The sequence below is a fragment of the Pseudomonas sp. WHRI 8519 genome, from assembly GCF_040224055.2.
GTDB classification, from domain to species: domain Bacteria; phylum Pseudomonadota; class Gammaproteobacteria; order Pseudomonadales; family Pseudomonadaceae; genus Aquipseudomonas; species Aquipseudomonas putida_X.
Genome location: NZ_CP167996.1, coordinates 4,919,253 through 4,932,891, shown reverse-complemented (window position 1 = coordinate 4,932,891; position 13,639 = coordinate 4,919,253). Strand labels below are relative to the sequence as shown.

General features: G+C 63.8%; 10 protein-coding genes. 5 read left to right on the top strand and 5 right to left on the bottom strand.

Annotation, left to right across the window (positions count from 1 at the left end; genetic code table 11):
• Positions 1-233: 233 nt before the first annotated feature.
• Both purL and ABRP30_RS22530 read left to right on the top strand, forming a co-directional pair.
• Complete coding sequence (gene purL, locus ABRP30_RS22535) at positions 234-4,133, top strand: phosphoribosylformylglycinamidine synthase (protein ID WP_349974772.1); 3,900 nt, start codon at positions 234-236, stop codon at positions 4,131-4,133.
• A gap of 3 nt (positions 4,134-4,136) precedes the next feature.
• On the top strand, positions 4,137-4,448 hold the full coding sequence (locus ABRP30_RS22530) for an NGG1p interacting factor NIF3 (RefSeq protein ID WP_241804305.1): 312 nt from the start codon (positions 4,137-4,139) through the stop codon (positions 4,446-4,448).
• Between the two features lie 12 nt (positions 4,449-4,460).
• On the opposite strand, the gene ABRP30_RS22525 is transcribed toward ABRP30_RS22530, so the two are convergent.
• From ABRP30_RS22525 to tatA, 4 genes are all read right to left on the bottom strand, one after another.
• Positions 4,461-6,581, bottom strand: a complete 2,121-nt coding sequence (locus ABRP30_RS22525) for an HET-C-related protein (protein WP_349974770.1) — start codon at positions 6,579-6,581, stop codon at positions 4,461-4,463.
• A gap of 96 nt (positions 6,582-6,677) precedes the next feature.
• Positions 6,678-7,427 (bottom strand): twin-arginine translocase subunit TatC, encoded by a 750-nt coding sequence (gene tatC / locus ABRP30_RS22520; RefSeq protein ID WP_349974768.1) that lies wholly within the window; start codon positions 7,425-7,427, stop codon positions 6,678-6,680.
• On the bottom strand, positions 7,424-7,714 hold the full coding sequence (tatB, locus tag ABRP30_RS22515; protein WP_241804308.1) for a Sec-independent protein translocase protein TatB: 291 nt from the start codon (positions 7,712-7,714) through the stop codon (positions 7,424-7,426). Before tatB ends, tatC begins: the two co-directional genes overlap by 4 nt.
• Entirely contained in the window at positions 7,714-7,947 is a 234-nt protein-coding gene (gene tatA / locus ABRP30_RS22510) for a twin-arginine translocase TatA/TatE family subunit (protein ID WP_267818397.1), read from the bottom strand. The genes tatB and tatA overlap by 1 nt, the downstream gene beginning before the upstream one ends.
• Positions 7,948-8,092: 145 nt before the next feature.
• On the opposite strand from tatA, the gene gspK reads away from it, so the two are divergent.
• On the top strand, positions 8,093-9,058 hold the full coding sequence (gene gspK / locus ABRP30_RS22505; protein ID WP_241804310.1) for a type II secretion system minor pseudopilin GspK: 966 nt from the start codon (positions 8,093-8,095) through the stop codon (positions 9,056-9,058).
• A gap of 232 nt (positions 9,059-9,290) precedes the next feature.
• On the opposite strand, the gene ABRP30_RS22500 is transcribed toward gspK, so the two are convergent.
• Positions 9,291-11,351, bottom strand: a complete 2,061-nt coding sequence (locus tag ABRP30_RS22500; RefSeq protein ID WP_267818395.1) for a PhoX family phosphatase — start codon at positions 11,349-11,351, stop codon at positions 9,291-9,293.
• A gap of 223 nt (positions 11,352-11,574) precedes the next feature.
• On the opposite strand from ABRP30_RS22500, the gene ABRP30_RS22495 reads away from it, so the two are divergent.
• Together ABRP30_RS22495 and ABRP30_RS22490 are read left to right on the top strand one after the other, a co-directional pair.
• Positions 11,575-13,215 (top strand): lipoprotein UxpA, encoded by a 1,641-nt coding sequence (locus ABRP30_RS22495; RefSeq protein WP_267818393.1) that lies wholly within the window; start codon positions 11,575-11,577, stop codon positions 13,213-13,215.
• Positions 13,212-13,637 carry a pilus assembly protein PilZ gene (locus tag ABRP30_RS22490; RefSeq protein ID WP_267818391.1) on the top strand — a complete coding sequence of 142 codons (426 nt, stop codon included), beginning with the start codon at positions 13,212-13,214 and terminating at the stop codon, positions 13,635-13,637. The genes ABRP30_RS22495 and ABRP30_RS22490 overlap by 4 nt, the downstream gene beginning before the upstream one ends.
• The last annotated feature ends 2 nt before the right edge of the window (positions 13,638-13,639 follow it).

The window sequence follows — 13,639 nt, the reverse complement described above, 5'->3', positions numbered from 1 at the left end:
GCGCGTTCTGTGATGCTGGCTCCCGGCAGCACGGCGCAAGCGGCAGGAAAAAAGCGACCTGCGCGGCACCTGTTTTTTCCTGCAGCCTGCAGCGTGCGGCTTGTCGCTTTTTTTGACCCCGAAGTCCGGTTCCGCCGCCCGGCAGCATTGCCCTCTGGCGGGTGCCGCAAGCCGCGGAATTAGGCTAGAATGCACGGCCTCTAAGCACACCCCTTCCTGAGGCTGTCCCGACGATGTTGATCCTGCGCGGCGCTCCTGCCCTTTCTGCCTTTCGCCACGGTAAATTACTCGAGCAACTGAGCCAGAAAGTCCCCGCTGTTACTGGTTTGTATGCCGAATTTGCCCACTTCGCCGATGTCGACGGCGAGCTGACCGCCGACCAGCAGCAGGTGCTGGGCCGTCTGCTCAAGTACGGCCCGAGCGTGCCGGTGCAGGAGCCGACTGGCCGCCTGTTCCTGGTCGTGCCGCGCCTGGGCACCATCTCGCCTTGGGCCAGCAAGGCCAGCGACATCGCCCACAACTGCGGCCTGCAGTCGATCCAGCGCCTGGAGCGCGGCATCGCCTACTACGTTGCCGGTGAGCTGAGCGATGCCGACGCCGCCGTGGTCGCCGCCGAACTGCATGACCGCATGACCCAGCGCGTGCTGGCCCAGCTGGAGCAGGCGAGCGACCTGTTCAGCCACGCCCAGCCCAAGCCGATGACGTCGGTCGATATCCTGGCCGGTGGCCGCGACGCGCTGGCCAAGGCCAACATCGAGCTGGGCCTGGCCCTGGCCGAAGACGAGATCGACTACCTGGTCAACGCCTTCCAGGGCCTCAAGCGCAACCCGAACGACATCGAGCTGATGATGTTCGCCCAGGCCAACTCCGAACACTGCCGCCACAAGATCTTCAACGCCAGTTGGGACATCGACGGCCAGGCTCAGGAAAAGAGCCTGTTCGGCATGATCAAGAACACCTACCAGATGCACAGCGAAGGCGTGCTGTCTGCGTACAAGGACAACGCCTCGGTGATCGTCGGCAACGTTGCCGGCCGCTTCTTCCCGAACCCTGAAACCCGCCAGTACGGCGCGGTGCAGGAGCCGGTGCACATCCTGATGAAGGTCGAGACGCACAACCACCCGACCGCCATCGCGCCGTTCTCCGGTGCCTCCACCGGCTCGGGCGGCGAAATCCGTGACGAAGGTGCTACCGGCCGTGGTGCCAAGCCCAAAGCCGGCCTGACCGGCTTCACCGTGTCCAACCTGCGTATCCCGGGCTTCGAACAGCCATGGGAGCAGGCCTACGGTAAACCTGAGCGTATCGTTGACGCCCTCGACATCATGATCGAAGGCCCGCTGGGTGGCGCAGCGTTCAACAACGAATTCGGTCGCCCGGCGCTGACCGGCTACTTCCGTACCTTCGAGCAGGCCATCAACACCCCGCACGGTGAAGAAGTGCGCGGCTACCACAAGCCGATCATGCTGGCTGGCGGTATGGGCAACATCCGTGAAGACCACGTACAGAAGGGCGAAATCACCGTCGGCGCCAAGCTGATCGTGCTCGGTGGCCCGGCCATGCTGATCGGCCTGGGCGGCGGCGCCGCTTCGTCGGTGGCCACCGGTGCCAGCTCCGCAGACCTGGACTTCGCCTCGGTGCAGCGCGAAAACCCGGAAATGGAGCGTCGTTGCCAGGAGGTCATCGACCGTTGCTGGCAGTTGGGCGACAACAACCCGATCGCCTTCATCCATGACGTCGGCGCTGGTGGTATTTCCAACGCCTTCCCTGAGCTGGTGAACGATGGTGGCCGCGGTGGCCGCTTCGAACTGCGCAACGTGCCCAACGACGAGCCGGGCATGGCCCCGCACGAAATCTGGAGCAACGAATCGCAAGAGCGTTATGTGCTGGCCGTCAGCGCCGTCGACTTCGAACGCTTCCAGGCCATCTGTGAGCGCGAGCGCTGCCCGTTCGCCGTCGTTGGCGAGGCCACCGAAGAGCCGCACCTGACCGTGACCGACAGCCACTTCGGCAATACGCCGGTGGACATGCCGCTTGACGTGCTGCTGGGCAAGCCGCCGCGCATGCACCGTTCGGTCACGCGCGAAGCCGAGCTGGGCGATGATTTCGACCCGAGCAAGGTGGACCTGGACAGCGCCGTGCAGCGTGTTCTGAACCACCCGGCGGTCGCCAGCAAGAGCTTCCTGATCACCATCGGCGACCGCACCATCACCGGCCTGGTGGCCCGCGACCAGATGGTCGGCCCGTGGCAGGTTCCGGTCGCCGACTGCGCCGTCACGGCCACCAGCTTCGACGTGTACACCGGTGAAGCCATGGCCATGGGTGAGCGCACGCCGCTGGCAGTGCTCGACGCGCCTGCGTCCGGGCGCATGGCGATCGGTGAAACCCTGACCAACCTGGCTGCCGCGCAGATTGAAAAGCTGTCCGACATCAAACTGTCAGCCAACTGGATGTCCGCTGCTGGCCACCCAGGCGAAGACGCCCGTCTGTACGACACCGTCAAGACTGTCGGCATGGAGCTGTGCCCGGAGTTGGGCCTGACCATCCCGGTCGGCAAGGACTCCATGTCGATGAAGACCAAGTGGAGTGAAGAGGGCGTCGAGAAGAGCGTCACTTCGCCAATGTCGCTGATCATCACCGGCTTCGCCCCGGTCAGTGACATCCGCAAGACCCTGACCCCGCAACTGCGCATGGACAAGGGCGAGACTGACCTGATCCTGATCGACCTGGGCCGCGGCAAGAACCGCATGGGTGCTTCGATCCTGGCCCAGACCTACGGCAAGATCGCCGCCCAGGCGCCGGACGTCGACGACGCCGAAGACCTCAAGGCGTTCTTCGCCGTGATCCAGGGCCTGAACGCCGACGGCCACCTGCTGGCCTACCACGACCGGTCCGACGGCGGCCTGCTGACCACCGTGCTGGAAATGGCCTTCGCCGGCCACTGCGGCCTCGACCTGCAACTGGACCCGCTGACCGACAACAGCAAGGACGTGCCGGCCATCCTCTTCAACGAAGAGCTGGGCGCTGTCATCCAGGTTCGCCAGGATGCCACCCCGGACGTGCTGGCGCAGTTCAGTGCCGCTGGCCTGGGCGAAGGTTGCGTGGCGGTGATTGGCAAACCGGTCAACAACGCCGAGGTGTCCATCAGCCTGAACGGCCAAGTGCTGTTCGACGACGACCGCCGCATGCTGCAGCGCCAGTGGGCTGAGACCAGCTACCAGGTCCAGCGCCTGCGCGACAACGCCGACTGCGCCGACCAGGAGTTCGACGCCCTGCTCGAAGAAGACAACCCTGGCCTGTCGGTCAAGGTGGGCTACGACGTCAACGAGGACATCGCAGCGCCTTACATCAAAAAAGGCGTGCGCCCGCAAGTGGCGATCCTGCGTGAGCAGGGCGTCAACGGCCAGGTCGAGATGGCTGCCGCCTTCGACCGCGCCGGCTTCGCCGCCATCGACGTGCACATGAGCGATATTCTCGCTGGCCGCGTCGACTTCGAAGCCTTCAAGGGCCTGGTTGCCTGCGGTGGCTTCTCCTACGGTGACGTGCTGGGGGCCGGTGAAGGCTGGGCCAAGTCGGCCTTGTTCAACGCCCGTGCCCGTGATGCCTTCCAGGCCTTCTTCGAGCGTACCGACAGCTTCGCCCTGGGCGTGTGCAATGGTTGCCAGATGATGTCCAACCTTCACGAGCTGATCCCTGGCACCGAGTACTGGCCGCACTTCGTGCGCAACCGTTCGGAGCAGTTCGAAGCCCGTGTGGCCATGGTCGAGGTGCAGAAGTCCAACTCGATCTTCCTGCAGGGCATGGCGGGTTCGCGCATGCCGATCGCCATCGCCCACGGCGAAGGCCATGCCGAATTCGCCAGCGAAGAGGCACTGCTGGAAGCCGACCTGTCCGGTTGCGTGGCCCTGCGCTACGTCGACAACCACGGCAAGGTCACCGAGGCCTACCCGGCGAACCCGAACGGCTCGCCGCGCGGTATCACCGGCCTGACCAGCCGCGACGGCCGTGTGACCATCATGATGCCGCACCCGGAGCGTGTGTTCCGCGCCGTGCAGAACTCCTGGCGCCCGGATGAGTGGCAGGAAGATGCCGCGCTGATGCGTATGTTCCGTAACGCGCGCGTCTGGGTGAACTAAGGCGTGTACAAGCTCGCCTTCTTCGTCCCGGCCAGCCACGTCGACGTGGTCAAGGCCGCCGTATTCGCCGCCGGTGGCGGGCGTATCGGCGACTACGACCACTGCGCCTGGCAAACCCTCGGCCAGGGCCAGTTTCGCCCGTTGGACGGCAGCCAGCCGTTCCTCGGGCAAACCGGCCAGGTCGAGGTGGTCGAGGAGTGGAAGGTGGAGCTGGTGGTGGCTGATGACCTGATCGCTCAGGTCGTCGCTGCGCTGCGCCTGAGCCATCCGTACGAGACGCCGGCCTTTGAGGTCTGGCGCCTGCTGGATTTCTGAAACCAGTGGTTTTCAGCCAAAGGGCGAAGGGCCCGCGTCCGGGCTGTTGACGATGCTCCAGAAGCTCGTATCGGTTATTTTTTCTATTTCCTCGACGTGCTTGACGACAGTCTCCAGCGCCTCCCCTATACCCTTCATTGCTTCTGCCAATTCGTCTGTCTGCAACTGCCTGAGCGTTTCGACGGACTCCCCCTGCTCGATCCGTTGTGGATTGGCGAGCGCCCAGTCCTTGACGATCTGATCGAATCGGTCGGTGTCGTAGGGGTGAACAATCATGCTCTCAGCCAATACACGGGGGTCGCCAGACGCTGCGCTGTTTTCCTGCCAGTGATCGAACATCGCTTGGCCTACGACCTTCACGGCTTCTGTCGCCATCTGTACCGCCAGGGTGTGGAAGGGATGCGTGTCGTGGTCCTTGGCCAGTTGTGAATGGGTTGCCAGGGCGCTGGCATCGCTGTTGGGGTCAGTGTCCAGCAGCGTTTGCAGGGTTGCGATGTGATCGCCTGCCCATTTGAGCAGGGGCTTCTTGATCAGGTTGGTGGCGTAGCCAATCGCCTCGTTGGGCAACTGAGCGACTTTTGTCACCTGGTTGATCCAGCGGTAGATCTCGTTTTTACGTACGTTGTCGCGGGCCTTCAGGTAGAGCTCATACGCATTGCGCAGCAGAGGATCCTCATCCTCGAGCAATATCAGCATGACCTGGTCGAAATCGCTGCGTTCGCCAGGCTCGGGCGTGGGGGATGACTCATCACCATAGAGCAAGTTGGCCAGCGGGTCGGCGACGCTACCGACGATGTCCAGAGCGCCGAACATGCCGGTGACCACAGGCCAGCCATGCCTGCTGTTTTCTCTGGCCTCGATCCCCGTGGTCCAGACCAGCACCTTGTCGTGCCCCAGTTTTTTCAAGCTGAGCTCGACAAAGTTCGAATGGGCAAAGTAGTCCTCAAGCACGTGCAAGGCCTCGCCAAAGTGGCGCATGCCCTCGGTAGTCATGCCCTCCTTCTTGGCCGCCTCCAGCTGTTTGACCATGTAGGCTATCGATCGGCGGATGTAACGTTTCATCGAACGCTTGGGTAGCACTGCATTCTGCTTGTGTTCAGGGAACACAAGGGCAGTGAAGTCTTTGTCGATGCTGCGCGGGTCGAAGGCATTGCGGTCCAGCGTGGTCGGGTTGTCGATGTGTTCGTGGGCCCGGTAGACCCCAAGCATCTGTGAGGTCACCCGGTAGTGTGCGCGGTCTTCGGGTGTCTGCTGCAGGCTATGGAATTCCTTCAGGGCAAACAGGTCGACAATGGCTGTCAGCTTCTTGCGCGAGACTCTCGGCAGTTGGCCTTTGGCGATGCTCTGAATGATTTCAGCGGTATCGACGCCTGCACCTTGCACCGGATGAACCAGTTTTGGGTCAATCAGTTGCGAGTAGTCCCGCAACCAGTTGCCGAAGTAGATGGCCTTGCGCTGGGCGCTGTCGAAGCCGGCGACCTCCAGTGCGTCCTCAATCGATTCATGGCCGAAGGATCTATGGCTGGCCTTCTTGTCGCCCCGGCCGGCACCGAATTCGTCGGTGTGGGGTGGCTCCTGGGTCGGGAACGCCACAACCAACGGTGTTTCAGTGCCTGAGTGGGTAAAGATCGCGAACGTCTTACCCGCTTCGATCGGCTCATTGTAGAAGAGCAGCGTCTGGGCAAAGGCGACCCCGAGGTTTTCTGGTGGGGGCTCGGTTGCCGGTTCGGTGCCTGCTGCGCCCTCATATCGACGAAGCAGCTTGTGAACATGCAGGGCAAAAATCTGCATCAGCGCCAACAGCAACGTGGCGGTGATCTCCGGATTTTCAAGTGCCTGATCTATGACTTCGCGCTGTACCTGGATCTGTTCCGCGTCCGGGTCATAGGCGGTCCATGTCGGCAGGCCCGTCTCGACCCTGAATGCGGGGTTGGCCAGCGTGTCGTCAGCCAGATGCCGTTGCAACTCGACAAATACCGCAGGCGCGAAGCCACTGCCGAACACCGACCTGAACAGGTGGGTGAACAGCTGGGCATCGAGGGTTTTGGCGAGATTGCCCAGCTGCTCCAGGGCAAGGCTGCTGCTGAATGTGGTGTCGTCAATGACGTCTGAAGTTTCAAGGGGCTCGTTCATGGTGTTCCTCGCGATGGGATCGGATGAACAAGCAGCATGTAGACGAGGCATTACGAAGTTAACGAGGCAGCGCTACCGAAGCAGCTGATGCCCCTCTCACGTTGTCGGCACACCCGCCTTGCTGTGGACCAGCGCGCAGGCCACCAGGCCCAGTTCGAACAGTATCCACATGGGCACTGCCAGCATCGTCTGCGAAAACACGTCCGGCGGTGTAAGAATCATCCCCACCACAAAGCACCCAACGATCACGTAGGGCCTGCTACGCCGCAACGTGGCCACATCGGCCAGCCCCACCCACACCACGATGAACGTTGCCACTGGGATTTCGAACGCCAGGCCGAACGCCAGGAACAGCGCCATGATGAAATCCAGGTACTGGCTGATGTCCGTCATCATCGCCACGCCATCGGGCGTCACGCTGGCAAAGAAACCGAACATCATGGGGAATACCAGGTAGAACGCGAAGGCCATGCCGGCGTAGAACAGCACGATGCTCGACACCAGCAAGGGCAGGGCGATGCGCCGTTCGCGCCGGTAAAGGCCCGGCGCAAGGAAGCCCCAGGCCTGGTGCAGCAGCAGCGGCATGGCCAGGAACAGCGCGCACATCGCCGTCAGCTTGAACGGTGTGAGAAAGGGCGAGGTGACACTGGTGGCGATCATGCTGGCGCCTTCCGGGAGGAAGCGGCGCAGCGGTTCGGAAATCAGTGTGTAGAGCTGTTGGGCGAAAGGGAACAGGCCGGCGAACACTACCGCGACCAATAGCAGGCAGCGCACCAGGCGCTTGCGCAGGTCGCGCAGGTGCCCGGTGAGCGGCATGTGTGCCGCTGGGTCCAGGGCGATGCTCATGAGGTGGTCTCCCGAATGACGGTAACGGGTGCAGCGTCAGGCGCCGGTTCCGCCTTCAGGCTGATGCCCTGGCGCAGTTGCTGCTCGAGGCGCTGCAGTGGCGCGCTGTCGAGGTCGGGCATGTCGATTTCCCGTTCCATCTGCGCGCGCAGCCCGCGCATTGCCCGGCGCGCCTGGCCCAGGCCACGGCCCAGCGTACGCGCGGCGACGGGCAAGCGTTCCGGGCCAAGCACCAGCAGCGCGACGATGCCTACCAGCAGCATCTCGCTGAAGCCTACCTCGAACATCAGGCCTGCCGATCCGCGTGCGGTTGTGGGGCCGGCGAACGGGTCAGTGGCTCCTGTTGTACCTGCTGCGGTGTGGCTGCGGTGCTGGCATCGCTGTCACCGCCCATGGACTTGCGAAAGCCCTGGATCGCTTCGCCAACATCACTGCCCAGGCCCTTGAGGCGCTTGGTGCCAAACAGCAGAAACACGATCAGCAGTACGATCACCAGTTGCCAGATTCCGATGCCACCCATAACGACCACTCCTGTAAGGCCATGAAAAGAAAGGCCAATCCTGCCTCGCGTAGATGACGCGAACATGACTGCAAGGTATTTGCAATCTGCCTGCAACAACGCCCCTGTTGACTGGCGCCTTGTCTGATAAGAGGAGTGCTGCGCCATGGGTGGCAAGCGACAGCAGGGCGCCGCACTGCTGATGGTGTTGGTGGTACTGGCGATGCTCGCGGCGGGGATGGCCTGGCTGGTGGAGGATGGGCGGCGTCAGGTCGATGACGTGCAGTTGCTGCGCCAGCGGGTACAGGTGCGGGCCATGGAACAGGCTGGCCTGGCCTATGCCGAGCAGGCCTTGCGTGACCCCGCCTGGCGGCTCAGCCCGCTGTTCTGGCAGGCGCTGCGGGGGCAACCGCTGAAATACGACTTTGGCGCCGGCCAGGCCCAGCTGCGGGTGTACGACCAGCACACCTGTTTCAACGTCAATGCGCTGTTGGGGGATGACGGTGAACGTGCCGAACGCCAGCTACGGCGTTTGCTGGGTGACAACATGGCCGCCCAGCGTCTGGTCGACGCCTTGGCAGACTGGCTCGACAGCGACAGCGATGCGCGCCTGCAGGGGGCCGAAAGTGCTCAGTATCTGCGCCAGCAGCCGCCTCGTCTGGCGGCCAACCAGCCGATGCTCGATACCAGTGAGTTGAACCTGCTGCTCGAGCCAGATGCCTCGCGCCAGCACCGTTATCCAATGTTGTGTGCGTTGCCGCAGACCACCGGCTGGCGCCTGAATGCCAATGCCGTAGGGCTGGAGCATCTGCCATTGCTCGAAGCGCTTTATGAAGGGCGGTATCCCCGTTCGTTGCTCAGCCGCATCGTCAGTGGTCGGCCGGCGTCGGGCTATGTAGATGCTGCGGCATTGCGCCAGGCGCTGGGGGCGGTGGACGACGAAACATTCGAACGGTTGAGCGAGGGGTTGCTGCTCAACAGTGGGCATTTTCAGTTGCAGCTTTCGTTCGAAGAACAGGGCAGGACGATACGCAGCGCGTTTGAGCTGGAGGCCGTGGGGGTGGTGCAGTGGCATGCACGGGTGCCGGCGCAGCAGGTGCGGGTGAAGAGTCGGGCGCCGATGGTCTGGTGATCATGTTCAATGGCTGCCGTGCAGCCGATCGCCGGCAAGCCGGCTCCCACCCCGACCGCGCAGTTCTTCAGGCCTGCGCTTTACCTGTGGCAGCAACCGTCTTGCGCAATTTCTAAAAGCCGGCGCGACCATGTGGGGGCAACTGCCTTGCTCAACTTCTAATAGTTGGCGCGATCCGGGTGGCCGGCTTGCCGGCGATTGGGCCGCAAAGCGGCCCTGATGCACAAGCCGATCAGGCAGTCCCGATTTCCCCGCCATCATCACGCTGGATCACCACGGTCGAAGCTCTCGGCCGTACCGTGGTCCCCGCCGGGGTCACATCGGTGGCCTTGTCGGTGTAAGGCCAGTTCTGCGGGTGCTGGATGTTGACGAACATCGACTTGTTGTCCGGGCTGAAGGCAATGCCGGTCACCTCGCAGCCGTTAGGCCCGACGAAGAAGCGGCGCAAGTCCACCTGGTTCTGGGCATTGACCGGTATCTGTTTGCCAGTGGCATCCACCAGGTCGGTAGGGATCACCGCCAGCACCTGATCATTGGTGTAATCGGTGACGGTGCTCTCGCCGTTGTCCGTCTCGAACCACAACACGCCACGGCTATCGAAGCTCATGCCGTCAGGGCTGGCGAACTGGTTGAGCTCGGTCAGGCCCGAGCGGTTGATATCGGCGGTACCGGCAGCGTTGGCGCCGAACACGAAGATGTCCCAGGTGAAGCTCAGGTGATCGTCGCTGTCGTGCCAGCGGATGATGTGGCCGTGGCGGTTCGGGCCACGCGGGTTGGCCGCATCGACTTTGTCCGGAGTGCGCGCGCTGTTGTTGGTCAGCGTCAGGTAGACATCGCCATTGAGCGGGTGGACCGCTGTCCATTCCGGGCGGTCCATCGGCGTTGCACCCACTGCATCGCCCGCGCCGCGGGTGTTGAGGATGATGCCTGCCAGGTCACCGTACAGCGCCCCGAGAGTGCTGCCGCCAGTGGTAGCGGTGGCCACGTCGAGCAGAATCCACTCGCCTGTGCCGTCTGCATTGAAGCGGGCCACGTAGAGGTTGCCCTGGTCCATGTACTTGGCGCCGGTGGCCAGGCGGTCGGCCGGGGTTGCGTCGGCGGCATCCCACAGCGCGCTGGAGACGAACTTGTACAGGTACTCGTTGTTGGAGTCGTCGCCCATGTACCAGACCAGCGGTTTACCGGCCACCGCCAGGCCCGGGCAGCAGCCCTCGTGGCGGAAGCGGCCGAGCGCGGTACGCTTGGTGGCCAAGGTGCTGCTGTTGTACGGATCGATCTCGACGATGTAGCCATAGGTGCTGGCTTCGTTGCGGTAGTCGTCGGTGGCGCTGGCCCCTTTGATGGTCACGTCGAAGCGGGCGAACTCATCGCTTTGTTCGGTGCTGTCACCGGCAGCGGTCTCCCACTTGTACTGGCCGCTGGAGGTGCCGACGCCGATGCGTCGCTGGTCTTCCGGGCGAGTGTCTTTGTTGACGAAGATGCCAGGCCAGTTCTCTTCGCAGGTCAGGTAAGTGCCCCACGGGGTGTAGCCGTTGCCGCAGTTGTTGTTGGTGCCGCGGCAGTGGGTACCGTCAGCCGAGTACTTGGTCTTGACGTGGTCGGTGCCGCGCATGGGGCCGGTGATTTCCATGCGTGAGGCGGTCGTGAAGCGGCGGTTGAGCGGATCGTTGTCGACCACCTGCCAGCGCCCGTTGAGCTTCTGCAGGCGCACCACGCCAGCACCGTGGGCGTTGATTTCCTTGCGCACTTCTTCGGCCGGGCGATTGCCGCTGGCGTCGGTGGTCGGGCCGTTGGGGTGCAGGGCGGCGGCATCGATGTATTCGAAGTTGATCGCCAGCAGGCCGTCTTCGGAGCTGCCATTGATAGGGAAGAAATGCATGCCGTCATGGTGCATGCCCATGGCGTTGGCCTGGTCGCTGGAGGTATTGCTGCCGTCCGACTTCCACGGGTTGCCGTTGCTGTTGATCGGCGTGCCCCATGGTGCCAGCACGTAGGCGCTGTAGCCTGCGGCGACGACACAGGCATCGGTGCGTGAGCCCGCGATGGACTGGAAGCCCAGTGCCAGTTTCGGTACTTCAGGTTCGGTAACCGGCGGCTCGGTTGCCGGGTCATCGTTGTCGGAATCGCCACTGTCGAAGCAGCCGGTCAGGCCGGTACCGGCAATCATGGCGATAGCGGCACCCAGGCTGCCACGCATCACGCTGCGACGGCTTAGGTAGGCGTCCATGACGCTGGCCATCGGCAGGTTGCCACTGTGGTTGCGGTCCAGGTTGTCGCCGGTTTCTCGACTCATCAGGGTGTCCTTGTATTGGCTGAGTTGGAGGAAACCGCGACTTTAGAGCGCAAAGATGATGATTCTTTGGCAGAAATATTAACGTCGCTTTAAAACTTTAAGTTCTTATCGCTTGGCCAGACAGAACAATCTGGAATGGTTGTCGGATTTCTGCCATCAAACTGTAATGCCAACGCCGCAACATCCGGGGCCCAGAAAGAACTCGATAAGGATGGCGGGCCCGATGGCAAGCAGTGTGTACAGGCGCGAAATGATCAGATGGATGGGTGTCGGTGCCCTGGCACCGTTGCTCGGTGCCTGTTCTGCATTCCCGGGCCAGCGCGGCGGCAATGCCAGCCTGGACCTGTTGTACGTCGCCGACACTCTCGATGCGCGCCAGCCCGGCCGGCCCGTGGTGCCGGCAACGCGCCTGGGCCCGGTCAGCCACCTGGGCCGGGCACCGTGGATGACCGGCGCCAGCGCCAGCGCGGCTCACCCTGAGCTCGCGCCTTTGCTCGATGCCAGCCAGGCGGCCAGCGTGCAACTGGGTGGCTATGCCGTGCTCGCGGCCCTGTTGGAACAACTGCGCGCCGAGGCGGGGCCGGGCAATAGCCTGACCCTCGAGAATGGCCAGGGCTGGAACGGAAGTGGCCTGGCCTATCTGACCCAGGGCGAGAGCGGTGTGCAGGGTAGCCAACTCTTGGGTAGCGAAGCCCGTGTGAGCAGTGATGAACGCGTGCTCTGGCCACAGCGCAGTGCCGCGCTTTACCACCAGTCTTCGGCGATGACGCTTGCTGCAGGCATTGCCGATGATCAACGTAAAACCTTGGGCCTGGAGCCTTTGCACGTCTTCGAGCGCGGCGGTGCACGCATCGCCGTGGTGGGCGTCACCGACCCATACGCCCAGGACCAGAAAGCCTCGCTCAAGCAGTGGTACCAATCGCTGCTGCCGACCTTCGAGCAGGCCCGCCGCGAAGCGGACCTGGTGGTGGCGCTGGCGGATGTCGGCACCGGCCCAGGCCTGTGGCTGGCCGAGCGCGTGGCGCAGATCGATGTGCTGCTCTGCGCGCGGGGCCAGGACCTGTGGCCCACACCGGTACAGGCGACCCAGGCCAGTGGCCGGCGCATACCGGTGTTATTTGCCGGTTGCCGGGGCAGCGGTGCATTCCGCCTGCGTTGCCAACAGGTCGCTGGGCAATGGCAGTTCGATGGGCGTTTTGTTCCGGCAGTGGCCCAGCAACTCTCACCCGCAGCGCAGTTGCGCGCCAGCCAGTTGCAGGCCGAGTTGCGTCAGCAGCGTGCAGGCCATGCAGCGTGGCTCGACCAGCCGCTTGCGCTTGCGCCCCAGGCGCTGTGGCGTCGCGACACGCGTGGCGGCAGTTGGGACGCGTTGCTGCACCAGGCCCTGGCCGATGACAGCAGTATGCCGGTGCTGTTGCCGGGCCTTCGCTATGACTACCCATTGGCCGCTGGCGAGGCCATCACGCGCGAGCACCTGATCAGCCTCACCGGTGGCTACCCGGCACCGGTGGTCGAGGCGCCGGCCCGGCAGGTCGAGCAGGTGCTGGAAAACGCGGCCGAGCAACTGTTCGGTGACCCTTTGCTGCTGGACAACAGTCAGGACCTGCCACGCTGGCAGAGCCAGGCCTGGGGGGTGAGCTACAGCCCACAAGGCAAACGCATTACTGGCCTGGAGCCGGTGCAGGGCCTGTGCCGCACCTTTGGCCTGCAATTCGAGCAGCAGGCGGGTGAGCCGTTGTGGCAGCGGGTCGAGGCCTGGCTCGGGCGACAGCGGCCGGGTTGGCAACTGGCGGCCTTGCAGGTACCGCAGGTGCGCTACGTGCAAGGCCACCCAGGCTGGCACCCACGGCAGCTGGTGTCATGACACTCGCCGCTCGCCTGATGACCGGCAGCCTGCTCACGCTGGCCGGGTGGCTTGCCGCCCAATGCGTGCTGCAACTGGCGCGCCAGCCGCAACCGGCCAGCGCCCCGGTCACCCTCGACGCGCCGCTGCCGGGGTTGCTGGTCGGCCATTGGCAGGCCCCAGGCGACGATGGCTCGATTGCGCTCACCCGCTTGCCATTGCAGTACCTCGGCGGCCTCAAGGCACAGCCGTTGTCGGCCAGCGTCGTGGTGCTGCGCTATGGCCAGCAGGTGCGTACCTTGGGCCGTGGCCAGCGCCTGGCACCAGGGATCGTATTGCAGGACATCGACGCCGATGGCCTGATTTTCGACAACCAGGGGCGGCGCGAACGCTTGCCCTGGCCGCCACGCCCCGTCGTGACCGGCTTCAAGCGGCAAGGATGAAC